The organism is Algoriphagus sp., assembly GCF_024305035.1.
Taxonomy (GTDB): Bacteria; Bacteroidota; Bacteroidia; order Cytophagales; family Cyclobacteriaceae; genus Algoriphagus.
The window spans coordinates 51,905-67,537 of sequence record NZ_JAMWZB010000007.1; the positions used below are offsets into that span (position 1 = coordinate 51,905).

The 15,633-nt window shown below is 44.0% G+C and carries 13 protein-coding genes and 1 pseudogene (1 of these 14 running past the window's edge); 11 read left to right on the forward strand and 3 right to left on the reverse strand.

Going from position 1 to position 15,633, the window contains the following annotated elements:
• Positions 1–575 (forward strand): annotated as a pseudogene (locus Q0L00_RS05300) (IS4 family transposase) (it extends 672 nt beyond the left edge of the window).
• A 251-nt stretch (positions 576–826) separates the two neighbouring features.
• Here the strand turns inward: Q0L00_RS05300 and Q0L00_RS05305 are convergent.
• From Q0L00_RS05305 to Q0L00_RS05315, 3 genes are all read right to left on the reverse strand, one after another.
• Complete coding sequence (locus tag Q0L00_RS05305; RefSeq protein WP_297335826.1) at positions 827–1,273, reverse strand: hypothetical protein; 447 nt, start codon at positions 1,271–1,273, stop codon at positions 827–829.
• Positions 1,274–1,836: 563 nt separating this feature from the next.
• Positions 1,837–2,835, reverse strand: coding sequence for a hypothetical protein (locus Q0L00_RS05310; RefSeq protein WP_297335827.1), 999 nt, complete (start codon positions 2,833–2,835; stop codon positions 1,837–1,839).
• Between the two features lie 247 nt (positions 2,836–3,082).
• On the reverse strand, positions 3,083–3,685 hold the full coding sequence (locus Q0L00_RS05315; RefSeq protein WP_297335828.1) for a hypothetical protein: 603 nt from the start codon (positions 3,683–3,685) through the stop codon (positions 3,083–3,085).
• A 141-nt stretch (positions 3,686–3,826) separates the two neighbouring features.
• On the opposite strand from Q0L00_RS05315, the gene Q0L00_RS05320 reads away from it, so the two are divergent.
• From Q0L00_RS05320 to Q0L00_RS05365, 10 genes are all read left to right on the forward strand, one after another.
• Positions 3,827–4,327, forward strand: a complete 501-nt coding sequence (locus Q0L00_RS05320) for an RNA polymerase sigma factor (protein ID WP_297335829.1) — start codon at positions 3,827–3,829, stop codon at positions 4,325–4,327.
• The gene (locus Q0L00_RS05325; RefSeq protein ID WP_297335830.1) at positions 4,314–4,892 is read left to right on the forward strand and encodes a hypothetical protein; all 579 of its coding nucleotides are present in this window, start codon (positions 4,314–4,316) and stop codon (positions 4,890–4,892) included. Before Q0L00_RS05320 ends, Q0L00_RS05325 begins: the two co-directional genes overlap by 14 nt.
• A gap of 78 nt (positions 4,893–4,970) precedes the next feature.
• Positions 4,971–5,366 carry a VOC family protein gene (locus Q0L00_RS05330; protein WP_297335831.1) on the forward strand — a complete coding sequence of 132 codons (396 nt, stop codon included), beginning with the start codon at positions 4,971–4,973 and terminating at the stop codon, positions 5,364–5,366.
• Positions 5,367–5,421: 55 nt separating this feature from the next.
• Positions 5,422–6,816, forward strand: coding sequence for a trypsin-like peptidase domain-containing protein (locus tag Q0L00_RS05335; protein ID WP_297335832.1), 1,395 nt, complete (start codon positions 5,422–5,424; stop codon positions 6,814–6,816).
• 79 nt (positions 6,817–6,895) lie between these two features.
• Complete coding sequence (locus tag Q0L00_RS05340) at positions 6,896–7,123, forward strand: VF530 family protein (RefSeq protein ID WP_297335833.1); 228 nt, start codon at positions 6,896–6,898, stop codon at positions 7,121–7,123.
• A gap of 246 nt (positions 7,124–7,369) precedes the next feature.
• Positions 7,370–8,623 (forward strand): methionine adenosyltransferase, encoded by a 1,254-nt coding sequence (gene metK, locus Q0L00_RS05345; RefSeq protein ID WP_297335834.1) that lies wholly within the window; start codon positions 7,370–7,372, stop codon positions 8,621–8,623.
• A 171-nt stretch (positions 8,624–8,794) separates the two neighbouring features.
• Positions 8,795–10,969 carry a bifunctional alpha,alpha-trehalose-phosphate synthase (UDP-forming)/trehalose-phosphatase gene (locus tag Q0L00_RS05350; protein WP_297335835.1) on the forward strand — a complete coding sequence of 725 codons (2,175 nt, stop codon included), beginning with the start codon at positions 8,795–8,797 and terminating at the stop codon, positions 10,967–10,969.
• Between the two features lie 288 nt (positions 10,970–11,257).
• Positions 11,258–12,322, forward strand: a complete 1,065-nt coding sequence (locus Q0L00_RS05355) for a DUF3500 domain-containing protein (protein ID WP_297335836.1) — start codon at positions 11,258–11,260, stop codon at positions 12,320–12,322.
• A gap of 36 nt (positions 12,323–12,358) precedes the next feature.
• Positions 12,359–14,389, forward strand: a complete 2,031-nt coding sequence (locus Q0L00_RS05360) for a S9 family peptidase (RefSeq protein WP_297335837.1) — start codon at positions 12,359–12,361, stop codon at positions 14,387–14,389.
• A gap of 191 nt (positions 14,390–14,580) precedes the next feature.
• Positions 14,581–15,558 (forward strand): NAD-dependent epimerase/dehydratase family protein, encoded by a 978-nt coding sequence (locus Q0L00_RS05365; RefSeq protein ID WP_297335838.1) that lies wholly within the window; start codon positions 14,581–14,583, stop codon positions 15,556–15,558.
• The last annotated feature ends 75 nt before the right edge of the window (positions 15,559–15,633 follow it).

Genomic DNA, 15,633 nt, shown 5'->3' on the forward strand with positions numbered 1-15,633 from the left:
ACGTTTGGGACAGCAACGGTGTGTTTTTTGTTATTCGGCACAAAGACAACCTGGCATTCCATACCGTTAAAGAGCGGGAACTGCCTGAAGACAAAGCCCAACATGTACTTATAGACGAAGAGATCGAACTGTCCAACCCCCAATCCAAGGCCAAGTATCCGGGAAAGCTCAGAAGGGTAGCTGTATGGGATGAGGAAAACAAGCAGACCATAGAGTTGATCACCAACAACTTCACTTGGGCTGCACAGACCATAGGGGATCTTTACAAGTCCAGGTGGGAGATCGAAGTGTTTTTCCGAGACATCAAACAGTTGTTGCACATCAAAACATTTATCGGAACCTCAAAAAATGCGGTAATGATCCAAATTTGGACTGCATTGATCACCATCCTATTGTTGAAAGTCATGAAAGCCACCGCAAAATTCGGATGGCATCTATCCAATCTTGTCGCCTTTATCCGATTGAACATATTCGTCAAAATTGAACTGCAAAAATGGCTTGACAGGCCCTTTGAGGACCACGATAAACCACCGCAGAAAAGCTCCCAGGGGGATCTATTTCCAGATTACTCTTAAAATATCCCTTGAATTGTAAAAAATAGGTAAATTAATCCTCATCAAAATTTATTTAGGACAGCATTGATTTGGGTTAAATTAAATTGCCAAAACTGCCCTGAAGGAGAGTATCCATGATTTCCTCCCGGCTCACCATAAAATTGGGTTTTTACATATAACCTTTCCAATCCTCTACTTGAACTATAATATGTTGGTTCTAAAACATTATTGAATACATTATTCTGACCAGATCTTTTGATTAAACTACTATTTCATTTTTTACTTTTATACTCATAGTCATACCAAAGATAAAGAGACGTTGGTTCAGCATTCCAAGTTAGAAAACTTCCTGAAGGTCTTCTCATGTGTTTTGATTGGGAAAGTAACCTGAAATAAATGCCAGCAGCTTGGTAAACATATTTTGCTTCTAACCTGTAAGTGAAATTTCCACCAGAATTTGCAACACCTTCTATATTGATATTATCCTCATCGTTAGAATTATCACATTTATCCCATACACATCCACTCGTAACAGTGTAAGCCAAAGGATCATAAGTCGTCAGTATTCGTGCATCGTATTGTGCTTTTGGTAATGTGGAAGGGCTATTAATCTCCAATAGTCCTATCACATCATCATCAAAGGAAAACAACCTGATATCTTCACTTGCGACATCCCCTTCCAATATCTTATCCTTTAATTCCAGATTAGTCGAAACCACAACTGTTCGATTGTTGAAATTTAAAAAGATCAGGTAATCCTCAAGAATTATAAACCCATCCTGATCCAATAATTCCAGAAGGGGAGTGCTTCCCAGGAAGTGATTTCATTATAGCCTTCCTGACTAATCCTAAGATTCTGGCCAGACCTTACCGATTCCTGAAAATTCTCTTGAAAGCTAACAAAAGCTAACTCATCCATTCCGTCTTTCCCTGTAATCAAATCTTCATATCAGTCGAAGGAGGGAATCTTTAACGTTCCATTTTGAATTTCTATTCCTGATAAGTTTGAAGCGAGAGGAATTTGATCTTCAAAATCAGTGGTACAACGAATGCCCCCCCCCAGGTTAAGCGAGTCATTAGTATAATTTTCGAAAAACCTTTATTTTTCTCCATGGTTGGATGTTGGTTTTGTGTGAATGAAAATTGGGGCTGAACTTATAAAGAAAAACCCCTGAAAAATACCCAGAACTGGGTATTTTTCAGGGGTTTTCTTAATTTTTTCTTGATATTTCACAATCAGTTGACTTAGTTAACCAACGGTAGCTCTCCAGAAACCGGACTGCTAAAACTTCGGTATTCCCACAAAATACAAATCAAACCCGCCCAATCCTCCGGGTCGGTTGGAGGAGAAGATCATCACCTGATTTTCAAATTCCCAAGAATCCGAGACCACGGGTCTGTATTCATCGAATTCGGAATTGATCTTGGGGCCGAAATTTTCCGGCTCGGTCCAGCCATCCCCGCTTCGAAACGAGTAATACAAATCGTAGCCCCCATATCCTCCCGGACGGTCTGAGGAAAAGACCAGCAAGTCCCCATAAACAAAAGGCATGTGGTCATTGGCCGTGGTATTGATCCCGATTTTTTGGATCTCCTTTTCTTCGGCACTTTGGAGATATTCCAGCACGGACCCGCTTTTCGGCAGGTCCACCTCGTAGATATCAAATGCCCCATCCCGATCCGAGCTAAAAAGCATTTTTTCGGGTCGGCCTTGGCTTTCAACTCCTGCTCCTTTCAAATAATCGGCTCCAAAAAAGGAGGGGTACATCTCACTCGATCCATCTTCCATTAGCCTAAATGATGCCTCAGCACCATCAATTTCTTGTGAGATTTCTTCCCGGGGTTCTGATAGGATGGAGTAAATACCTTCGGCATTGTCCCGACTAAAGAGCAGAATCTCTCCAGCTTTCGAATCAACGAAGGTATAGGGCCCTTTTTCATTGAAATTCGTTTCCGTTTTTCTAACCCAATCGCTCAACCAGGTATCAAAAAGGGTACTACCTTTTTCAACTGATAGAAATCCATCAGATGGATACCAAATGAAAACAAGCTTTGATTCTACCAAATTAAAGTGATTGGGTTGGGAATTAATTCGATTGGATGAAAAGACTAGATTGGTCTCATGACTAAATGTCCCCATATCTGAGTTCACATCATCAAATGGAGAATTGACTACGGATAAGTTGGTCGCTTCCTCAGGAAAAATACCGACAGGGTAGTTGTTTTGCTTACAGGAGAGAAGACCAACAAAGAAAACAGATAGAATTATTGACTTTTTCATTGTAAACCAGTTATCAGTTTTAACCTGTTGTAAAATCAGTTCAAATTCCCACATCCAAGACCAAAATTTGATTGGTTGATTTTATAGTTTCTCTGGAAAAATGTAAAAGTTTATGACTAAAACTAGGGAAAAATTTCTAAAATCAAGTATGCCAGATAGATATTCATCATTTTTTAACACTAATTTTTCTTGGATAAAGCACAAAAACTAAGTGGGAGTTGATGAATCCTTCGAGGTTTTAGAAACTTCAAAGGATAACTCCCTTACTCTTTTGCCCGATTTTTAATCGATAATCCCTCACCAATCCCAGTCCCAAAATCCCCAAACAGCCCGAAACAAAAGTAGGGATCAACGCGATCATTTCTGGGAAGTAAATGGAAAGGATATACGATCCAAATGGGATCAGCCCAGCGAAAACCCCAAACCAATTCGTCTTGTAATACCAGGCGTAGGGAAAGAAATGCGCTCCAGTGATGATGGCATAGCCCAAAGCAAAGTATTCGGGTCTATTTCCCAAAAGGATAAAGAGAAAAGGGAAATAAAAGAATTGAGCCAGGTTGAAAATCAAACCCACTTTATTTAGGGGATTTCCTTCCACATTCCAAGCCGTTTTCATCAATTTCCCGAAGACCCAAGCCAGTGGCAACATCAGTCCAGAGATGGAAAAGGTGAGAATACTTTGATGGTTAATACTTATTTCCGAATTCCAGATCACTGCAATCCCTGCCCAGATCAAGGTCGCCGCAAAAATAAAATTGATTCCATTCTTACAACGTATACTAAGTTCAGTTCTCCACTCGTCGAGTAATTCTAATTGGTGAGCGTTCATGGTTGTCGTAGTCGTTTTCATTTTTTATGTTTTTGATTTAGAGTGGGCTTCCCTCAAATTGTTACAGCATTCTTTCAATTTTTCTCTACTCTAAAAAAATATTCCCGATTTTGTAACAATACCCAAAAAACATACTCTAACCAGTAGTCATCGAAAAAAGCTTTGAGCAGCAGCGAAGAAGAAAAACTATTCAAAACCCGATTTGAGGAACACAAGGATGCAGTCTTCCGGCTCTGCTTGGGCTATTTCAGGCAAGACAGTGTCTTGGCTGAGGACGCCTTACAGGAAACCTTCGTCAAAGCTTGGATTCACAGAAAGCAATTTCGGGAAGATTCGAATTGGCAAACCTGGATTTACCGAATTGCCGTGAATACCTGCTTGCTTCAGTTGAAAAAAGAAAAGAAAGAAGCCCAAAAATCGGCGGAATTGGCAATTCAACCTCATTCGGAATACGATCCTGAACAGGAACGACAGATCCAACGCATGTATGCCTGCATTGATCAGCTCAGCTCTCAAAATCGACTACTCATATTGATGGTGTTAGAGGGCATCTCTTACGCGACCATTGAAGAAACATTAGGCCTGAGTTCGGAAAATCTCCGCGTCAAAATTCATCGAATCAAAAAACAACTTTATCCCTGTATCAGCCATGGAAAACCTTGATCCCCTTCAGTTGATTTATAATTCGCAAGTGAAAAAGTCTCCCATCTTGCAGGCAGACCAAGTTCTGAATTCAGCCAAGTCAGCTCTCAAAAAGCTGAAAAAAGACCAATATTGGACCTTAGGAATCTTATCAACCACGCTGCTTGTCTTAGCTCTCTTCTTTTATGAAATCGGCCAATTTGGGGATTGGAAATTGATCACAGGACTTTCACTAATGCTTGGTTCCTTAGGAGTTCGGGTATTTTTGGAGCTGGGGAGCCGACTTCAGCTCCGCCATCTCCAACCTCATCAGGCTACTGTGGTATTTGTGGAAAAAGTCCGAACCTATTATAAAAACCGAAAGCGTATTCAGTTTGTACTAACTCCGATCGCTTACCTGGTTTATGGAGTCGGTCTGATCTTCTTTTTAGTCGCGATTCAACCTCATCTTTCTTCTACTTTCTTTGCCTATTGCCTGATTACTGGGTTGGGATTTTGGCTGGGTTTTATTTGGGTGATTCGAAAAAGCTACCAAAAAGAGCGGGAGACTTTGGATATATTGGGAAAGGTCAATAGAGATGGGTGAAAAAATCGATAACAAAACATTTTCTCAGCCATGTCAGAATTGATTTTCTATAAGCCTCTGAAATTTTTAATTTTGAAGATGAATCAGCAACTCGGACAACTCTCCCTACTCGTCAGAGACTATGACGAAGCCATCGCCTATTATACCCAAATCTTGGACTTTGAGCTATTGGAGGACACCAAACTCTCTGAAACCAAACGCTGGGTAAGGATAGCTCCTCCGGGTTCCTCTTGTCACTTGCTTTTGGCGAAAGCCGGCAATGAAATCCAGCAAAAGCAAATCGGATTTCAAGCCGGCGGACGGGTTTTTCTCTTTCTTTACACCGATGATTTTTGGAGGGATTATGAAAAATATACAGCCCGAGGAGTAGAATTTATCCGCGAACCGGCAGAAGAAAGCTATGGAACTGTTTCGGTTTTCAGAGATTTGTATGGAAACCTCTGGGATTTAATTGAGCGAAACCAGACAGATTAAAGCCAATTTTTTTTCTAACTTCTGGACTTCTTTCCTTTCCTTCTCTACAAAAATCATGTCCAAATCAACCCGAAAACTCAATGAGGTGGCTCGCCAAATGATGAGTGGAGTCGTTCAAATCCTCGTTGAGGGCTATCTAGAAGAAGACATTCAATCCGTCTTGAATCCAGCCATTCGGATCCCAAGCATATGGTCAGGTTCAGGATTTTTTGTAAAATACAAGGATCTCCAGGGATACATCGTGACCAATGCCCATGTCGTCAGAAATGCAGTGAAGATCGAAATCAGCTCCATGCTGACAAGTGAAGAACGATTTGAGGCGGAAATCGTAGGCTTGGTCAAGCAACTCGAGCCGGATGTAGCCCTAATCAAACTCAGCGAAAAGGAGCTGATTCGCTTTAAAAAACTAGCGATCCAACCCATAGAATACCTGGAGCTCAGAGGGGGAACAAGCCCTTCAAGAGGGGAAAACATCAAAGCAATCGGCTATCCCCTAGGCATGGCCGAACCCAATATCTCCGGAGGAGAGATTACCAATTTTATCTCAGGTTCGGAGTTCAGTTCTGAGCGATACGTCACCAATGCTGCGATTAATCCGGGAAACTCAGGCGGTCCAAGTATTAGTGAGGATGGGAAAGTAGTGGGTGTAAATACAGCCGTAGTCGTCAATGCCGAAAATATCGGTTTCATCACACCCGCCAGCTTTGTGAAAATCATAATCGAAAACCTTATTCTCCAAAACGAACCTCAATTTGCAGGCATAGGTGGAAAATTGCAAAAGAATTCAGAAAATTTCAATCCCCTGTTGAAGCAAGAGCAAGCGAAGGGAGTGATCATTTCTCAAGTGGCATCCAATGGGTTTCTAGAGGCGGCAAATCTTCAGGCTAGAGATGTGATACTCTCTATCAATCAAATCGAATTTGATCGGCATGGTATTGTGGTCGGCAAAGAAGGGCTTTATCGGCATACTAATATTTTTGACGTGATGAAGCTGGTGCCGATCGGGGAAGAGGTCAGCATCACCTATTTAAGAGCCGGAGAGATTCACCAAACTCAAGCCCAGGCCATGCCTAATCCGGAAAAAGGCATCCTTTCCAATCCGATTTTGAGTGAAAGAAATTATTTGGAAATTTTTGGGATGATCATTCAGCCACTTAGTTTTGAGATCATTCAGGCCATCCAGGAAGTGGACCCCTATGCCCAAATCGAAATGCTCAAAATCCTCGATCGGGACAAACCCATGTTGGTGGTTACCCATATCCACCAAGGTACACAGGCAGATGAAATGGAATGGCCTCTCGGTGAACTGATTATCAAAGCAAACGACCAGGAAACACATACTTTGGAGGAATTGCAAAAAGTCATCGAAAACTCGTCAAAGGAGGCTATCCTTCTGGAATGCATGAGTGGGACCATTGGCTATTTTCAGCTTGAAAAAAACACTAACTGAATAGTTTTAGCAAGCTACAAACGAAAAATTTATTTTAAACCCTTACCTTCCTCAAACTAAACCCAAGTCCTTATTCACCATGGAACACCAACCCAAAAACCCACTTCACGGCTTAAGGCTGGATACGATTTTGGAGCAACTTGTCGCACATTATGGCTGGGAGGAACTCGGAGAGCGAATCACCATCCGCTGCTTCACCCATGACCCCTCAATTCAGTCCAGCCTGAAATTTCTCCGTAAAACCCCATGGGCCCGAGAGCGAGTAGAAGGTTTGTATTTGAAAATGCAGCGGGATCTGAAAAAGTAACTAGATCGAAGAATTAACACTCTCAATGTTCTTGTAGTTTTAAAACAACATTTCAAGACCTGTATTGAAGTTTCAAAACAACATTTCTTCAAATTCCGAAAAAAACACTTAGACCATCCCTGGCTTTAGACTTTCATTTTAATAAAGTTAACACTCCCCATTCCCATCATCCCTAATCGGTTTTTTATTTCCCCCACAAACCCTATTTTTGGGCTTTCTTTGAAAAACGTATAAGCACGCAAGTTTATGGCATATCTATTTACCTCAGAGTCAGTATCTGAGGGTCATCCTGACAAAATTGCTGACCAAATCTCCGATGCACTGATCGATAACTTTTTGGCATTTGATCCGAGTTCCAAAGTAGCCTGTGAAACCCTGGTCACCACAGGACAGGTGGTCCTCGCCGGCGAAGTCAAATCAGACATCTACCTGGATGTCCAAAAAATCGCCCGGGATGTGATCAACCGTATCGGATACACCAAAAGTGATTACATGTTTGAAGGCAATTCCTGTGGGGTGCTATCCGCCATTCACGAGCAGTCTGCAGATATCAATCAAGGTGTGGAGCGTCAAAATCCCGAAGAACAGGGTGCAGGCGATCAGGGGATGATGTTTGGCTACGCAACCCATGAGACTGAAAACTACATGCCGTTGGCATTAGATCTTTCGCATCGAATTTTGAAAGAATTGGCCGCTTTGCGTCGCGAAAACAAGGACATCACTTACCTCCGCCCCGATTCCAAAGCACAGGTGACCATCGAATACAGCGATGACAATGTCCCTCAGCGAATCGAGGCGATCGTGATTTCCACGCAGCACGATGATTTTGACTCGGAGGAGAAGATGCTCGCCAAAATCAACTCAGATCTGATTTCTATTTTAATTCCTCGCGTAAAAGCTGGACTTTCCGAAGACATCCAGAAGCTTTTCACCTCAGACATCAAATACCATATCAACCCAACAGGGAAATTTGTGATCGGCGGCCCTCATGGAGATACCGGACTCACCGGCAGAAAAATCATCGTAGATACCTACGGAGGCAAAGGTGCACATGGTGGGGGAGCTTTCTCAGGAAAAGACCCTTCCAAAGTGGATCGATCCGCAGCCTATGCCACGCGGCACATTGCCAAAAATATGGTCGCAGCAGGCGTAGCCAGCGAAATGCTGGTGCAGGTTTCTTATGCAATCGGCGTAGCCGCTCCGATGGGGATCTATGTGAACACCTATGGCACAGCAAATGTGGGCATGACAGACGGAGAAATCGCCAAAAAGATCGAAGAGCTATTTGATATGCGCCCCTATGCCATCGAGCAGCGGCTCAAGCTTCGTAATCCAATTTATGAAGAAACTGCCGCCTATGGACACATGGGAAGACAGAATGAGGTGGTCACCAAAACCTTCTTTTCTCCCTATCGGGATGAAATCACTTTGGATGTCGAACTTTTCACCTGGGAAAAACTAGACTTTGTCGATAAAATCAAGTCGGCATTTAAACTTTAATCCTTCAAGCCTCTCGAAATTCGGGAGGCTTTTTTTCTGGTTTAAGCCAAAGTTAAGCCATAATGAATTATCCATCCACTCTTCCATTCCCGCTCATTTTTCCTATATTTAGCTAATCACCTTTTTGAAAAGGTCTGTTCTTTTCACGTTTTTAACTGCAACACCTTACCTATGGCAAAAACCATTATTGTATCTAACCGACTTCCTATTTCGCTAAGACATCGAAATGGGCGATTTGAATTCAAACCTTCAGCCGGAGGATTAGCAACTGGGCTGGGCTCTATTTATAAATCCGGAGAAAATATCTGGATCGGATGGCCCGGAAATACCGTCGATGATCCCGAGCAGCGGGCAGAGATCATTCTCGAGCTTCACGACCTTAAAATGGCCCCCGTTTTTCTCTCCAAAGAAGATGTGGAGCAGTTTTACGAGGGCTTTAGCAATGAAACCCTATGGCCCGCATTTCATTATTTCACCCAATACATGAGCTACAATGCCGAACATTGGGAGGCTTATGTGCGAGTCAATCAGAAATTTTGCGAGGCCATCCTCAAAAAGGCCGATCCCGATGACACGATCTGGGTGCACGATTACCAATTACTCCTCCTTCCTCAGATGCTACGGGAAGTGCTCCCCAATGCCACCATTGCATTTTTCCAGCATATCCCCTTTCCCTCCTATGAGATCATCCGTATGATCCCTTGGAGAAAACAACTCTTAGAAGGGGTCTGTGGGGCTGATTTGATCGGTTTTCACACCTACGACGATATGCGGCATTTTATGAGCGCAGTAGGTCGAATTACCGGACTCTCCAGTGAAAGCGGATATATTCAAGCCGATAATCGCATCATCAATGTAGACTCCTTCCCTATGGGCATTGATTATGACAAATTTGCCAAACAGGCCAAGAGTAAAAAGACTCAAAGTATCGTTCGGGAATTCACCAAGCAAGTTGCCGGTCAAAAGCTGATCATAACTATTGATCGCCTGGATTACTCCAAAGGAATCCCACAGCGAATCCATGCGTTCAATCAACTTTTGAAAGATCACAAGGAACTTCGTGGCAAGGTTTCCATGATTATGATCGTAGTGCCCAGTCGGGACAAAGTGCAGTCCTACAAAGAACTCAAAGAGGAAATTGATTTGCTCGTCGGGCGGATCAATTCGGAATATTCGACGCTCAATTGGGTACCGGTTCACTATTTCTACCGCAGCTTTCCTTTCGAAGAGCTCAGTGCCTTCTACAATATGTCAGACATTGCGCTGGTCACGCCACTTCGGGATGGAATGAATCTGGTTTGTAAAGAATATGTAGCTAGTCGAACCGATCAAACTGGCGTATTGATTCTCTCTGAAATGGCCGGAGCATCCAAGGAACTCCAAGATGCCGTCTTAGTCAATCCCAATGATCGGCAGGGCGTCGTTGATGCGATCTACAGCGCTTTGACCATGAAGCCACAGGAGCAAAAAGCACGGATTTCCTCCATGCAGGAAAGTCTCAAAAAATACGACATTTTCCAATGGGTCAAAGTATTCCTCGACCGCATTGAGCATGTCAAGGAAAAGCAGGCCGAACTCACTTCAAAGGATGTGGACGCCAAGGTGATCAATGAAATCGAAAAAGCATTCAAAGCAGCCCAAAATCCTGTACTATTCTTGGACTATGACGGTACGCTTACCGGATTTGTGGCTAATCCCAACGATGCAAAACCGGATGCCGAACTCAAGGCCATCATCAAAGGACTCAGTCAAATCGCCCAGGTAGTTATTATTTCTGGGCGGGACAAGGACACGCTCGGCACCTGGTTTAAAGGCCAACAGATCGACATGATCGCCGAGCATGGGGTCTGGGTGAAGCGAAAAGAAAACAAAGGAGACTGGGAGCTCTATGCTGAGGTGGATGATACCTGGAAAGATGACATCCGCTCAGTGATGGAATATTACGTTCTCCGCACGCCGGGAGCTTTTATTGAAGAAAAGCATCATTCCTTGGTTTGGCATTACCGCAAGGTAGAAAGCGGACTGGGAGACTTGCGAATGCGGGAACTCTTCAGTCATCTCAAATACATGGCCCGCGGACATAATTTGCAGGTATTGGAAGGAAACATGGTCCTGGAGATCAAGCGACCAGACATCAACAAAGGTCGTGCGGCTACAGCTTTGATGAAAGGCAGCGATTATGATTTTATCCTGGCCATCGGTGACGACTGGACCGATGAAGACACGTTTAAAGTCATGCCCAAAAATGCCTATACCATTCGAGTGGGCTATGCCTATACCCAAGCCAATTACAATATCAAATCCGTCCGTCAAGTGCGGAATTTATTGGGCAAATTGATTGGGTAATTAAAACTGAATACCTGTCAGGTTTCAAAAACCTGACAGGTATTTCTACATTAAGCCTTCACACGAGCTCTAAAGTCATCACAAACCAAATTTACGCTCCACAGTCTGCAAGAAAAAAATTGGACTCTTCTTAGAAGTCTTGACTTTTATCACTAACTTTTAGTCAATTAACTCACGTGTAAACAGCTTTAGCGCAGCTAGTTGAGTTTACGACCAACTCTTGTTTAAGACTATTCTATTTCGCTGAATCTCACGTTCGATTCGGTTTTATTTTCTTTACATTTTAAGATGAAAACCCTTTTCCTCCTTGGAATGGCCTTACTCTTGAGCATTCAGTCAATGGCTCAATCGGTCCCAATCCTAAAATCCAAGACACTAGGTTTCCTTGAAACCTTAGACGAAGGCCAAAAAGAGCTTGCTTTGCAGCCCTTTGCAGACAGTGCCCGTACCGAGTGGACCAACCTCCCACTCGGATTAGCCCCACGCAAAGGCCTTGCCTATGGCGAACTTTCAGCAGAAAGTAAGATGGCTTTTCATCAGGTATTGAGCGGGATTTTCAGTTCGCAGGGCTATCTCAAAACCTTTGCGATCATGCAGGTAGATGATATACTCCACGAACTTTTTGAAATCCAGCACAGTCGAGGACAGATCCCTGACAAGGCCATCCAAATGATTCGAGGGCTCAATTGGGACTATGGCAATTACTACCTTTTGATATCGGGCAATCCGGCCGAAGACGAATGGTGGGGGCTGAAGTTTGAAGGGCACCACATTTCCATCAATCTGACCGTTGTCGGAAATGAATTTACCATGACTCCTTTGTTTTTCGGCTCTGATCCTGCCGTCGTGGAAGACACGCAGTATGCAGGTCTGAGACCACTGAGCAAAGAAGAAGATTACGGGTTTTGGTTTGTCAATTCACTAAATGAAACACAAAAAGCAAAAGCGACCCTTTCCGAAGAGGTGCCCGGGGATATCATCACCAGCCCGGATCGCCCACAGTGGCTGGAGGATTTTCAGGGCATTAAAGGCTCCGAACTCACCGAAGGACAGCAAACCATTCTCCACTATTTGATTGAAGAATACATCGGAAATCTCGATCCGGAAAAAGCCGCAGAGCACTTGGCCACACTCCATGCCCGGGGAATGGATGAAGTGTATTTTGCCTGGATCGGAAGCTACGAACCCATGAAGCCCCACTATTACCTCATCCATAGTCCGGATTTTCTAATCGAATATGATAATGTGGGGTTCCTGGACAATGCTAATCATATCCACACGATCTTTCGGGAAAACGGAAGGGATTTTGGAGCGGATGTGTTAAAAAAGCACCGATTAGAACACGCTCACTGAGAAAAATAAATTATTGAAAGTCATACCATTAATTCGATGAAAACACATTTCCATCTTTTACTACTCGCGCTATTTTGTTTGGGCACTGTACAAGCTCAAGAAAAAACCAATCTCGAACTCACCGATCTCTTTGACCTGGAGTATGTCAGTGATCCACAGATCTCACCTGACGGTAGCAAAATCATCTATACGCGGAATTTTAAAGATATCATGACCGACCGGGACTACTCCAATCTCTGGATGGTAAATGCAGATGGAAGTCAAAATCGACCGCTTACGCAAGGCAATCAGCGGGATTTCGGTGCAGTTTGGTCTCCAGATGGAACTAAAATCGCCTATCGGTCCAATGCCCAAGACGAGCGGGTCAAACTTTTTGTACTCTACCTAGACACCAAAGAATCCGTAGCTCTAACCAATTCAGCTAACGCACCTGGGGCTATAAGTTGGTCTGCAGATGGACAGAATTTGGCCTTCACCCAGTTTGTCCCCACATCCAAAAAATCATTACTGAGTATCCCTTCTAAACCCCAAGGCGCCGAATGGAACGAAGCCCCGATTTTTATCGAGGAGCTCAACTATCGAGGAGACGGGTCAGGTTATCTTCCCAGTGGTCATTCCCAGATTTTTACGATTGGACTTAGTGGAGGGACGGCAAGACAGCGAACTTTTGATGCTAAAAATTATGGATCACCCATCTGGTCTGCCGATGGCCAAAGCCTCTTTTTCTCTGCCAATCTTCACGAAAATTCAGAATTGGAGCCGGCAAATTCGGAAATCTACCAACTCGATTTAGCGAGTGGAGCGATCACAGCCTTAACATCCAGATTTGGTCCGGACTCTAACCCCAGCCTTTCTCCCGATGGTAAAATGATCGCTTTCACCGGATATGACGACAGCTTCCAAGGCTATCAAGTCACCAATCTCTATGTAATGAATACTGATGGATCTGAAGTCAAAAACCTGACAGCTGAACTGGACCGAGATGCAGGAAATCCCCAATGGGAGGCCAATGGTAAAGGAATTTATTTTCAATACGATGAATTTGGCGATACTAAAATCGGCCATGTGGCTCTAACTGGGAAAATCCGTACGGTAGTCGAAGGATTGGGAGGCCTTGACCTAGGCCGGCCCTACAATGCGGGCACATTTACGGTTTCAAAAAATGATCGTTTTGCCATTACCCAAGGCGGTCCTGAGCACCCCGCAGATTTGGCTGTGTGGATAGGAGGAGAAACCAATCGCCTGACCGCAGTCAACGAGGATCTTTTTTCTTACCGGAAGATCGGCCAAACCGAAGAAATCTGGTGGGAATCTAGCTTTGATGGCAAACGAATCCAAGGATGGATTGTCACGCCACCTGATTTTGACCCCAATAAAAAGTATCCCTTCATTTTGGAAATACACGGCGGTCCCTTTGCCATGTACGGACCGTCCTTTGCCTACGAAATCCAATCCTATGCGGCCGCAGGTTATGTCGTGTTGTATACCAACCCGAGGGGAAGTACTGGTTACGGTCAGGAATTTGGCAATGCCATTCATCACGATTATCCCAATCATGACTACGAGGACCTCATGTCCGGAGTAGATGCCGTCATCGAAAAAGGCTACATTGATTCGGAGAATTTATTTGTCACCGGAGGGTCAGGTGGTGGCGTGTTGACTGCTTGGATCGTGGGAAAAACCGATCGGTTTAAGGCTGCTGTGGTTGCCAAGCCGGTCATTAACTGGACGAGTTTTGTCCTTCACGCGGATGGGGCGGCCTTTTTTGGGAAATACTGGTTTGGAGCCATGCCCTGGGAAGATATCGAAAACTACTGGAGAAGATCTCCACTTTCTCTGGTGGGCAATGTGACCACACCCACCATGCTTCTCACTGGAGAAAAGGATTTCCGAACTCCCATTTCAGAGTCCGAGCAATATTATACCGCATTAAAGCTCCAAGGAGTAGAATCGGCGATGGTCCGTATCCCGAATGCTTCCCATGGCTTAGTGAATCGACCCAGTATGCTGATGAGCAAAAGTGCTTCGATATTGAGCTGGTTCAATCATTATTTAACCAAAGAATAAGCAGGAAGCATCAACTAAAAAGCCCCTGTTCACAAGGAATAGCTTCTTAAAACCGGACTACTTTCATTGATTCAAAATGCTAGGAAACACATGAAATCGAGCACGACGCTGGCGACACACAGGGAGATGCCCCGATATATCGGGGAACAATTCGAGATTCCATCTGATCGCTAAAAGCAAATTATAAACTGATGAAATCACTAAAAAATACCCCAGTCTTAGTTACCGGAGCAACAGGTTTTGTAGGATCTCGACTTTCAGAATTACTTGCTACACAGGAGGAAGCACAGGTTACCGGAATCGGCCGAAATCTCGACCGAGTCTCCTATTTAAAAAACATAGGAGTGGAACTCCAAACTGCTGATATCTTAGATGAGGAAGCACTAAAAAACGTGGTCAAAGGAAAGGAAATCGTCTTCCACACAGCAGCGGCATTAGTTCCTGATCTCGCCTTAGCCCAAAAAGTAAATGTCCATGCCACCGAAAACCTGGTCAGGCTAGCCGCAGAAGCAGGAGTTTCCCGGTTTGTCCATGTAAGCACCGTGGGTGCCTACGATTTGAGCAATTTGACCCGAGTTGAGGAAAGCACTCCTTTGGCCCTGACCCACTCATCGGTTTATCCAAAAACGAAAGCCGAAGCCGAAAAACGAGCCATTGAAACCGCGGCAGCTTACCGAATGGAACTGTCGATCGTTCGTCCGACCATGATTTATGGCCCAGGCCATGGGGTTTGGTCTGAGGGGATGTTTTCAGCAATCCTTCAGGGTAAGCCGGTTTTATTTGGAAACGGATCGGGAAATTTCCATCCGGTGTACCTCGACGATGTCGTGGAAGGGATAATTCTTTGTGGCATCCATCCTCAAGCAGCAGGCGAAGCTTTTAACCTATCAAATGGACTCACCACTTGGAAGGAGTTTATGAGTAACTACGCCAATTTGAGTGGTAAAAAACTCAAAAGTATCCCACTTTTGTTGGCCCGATTACTCGCTTTCGCCAATAAAATCCCTGGCATCAAAACCCCAATTGATCCGGGCTTTATCGAAATGGCTACTTCCAAGAAAGATTTTCCAAATACGAAGGCGGCAAAACTGATCGGTTGGATTCCCCAAGTTTCTTTCGAAGAGGGGATGAAAAAAACACAGGAATGGCTCAGGAAAGAAATGCTTTAAGATATTGTCAGATAATTCAATGATTTATTTCATTTTTCAATTCAAGAAAACCCTTAATTCCAAACCATAGATGGA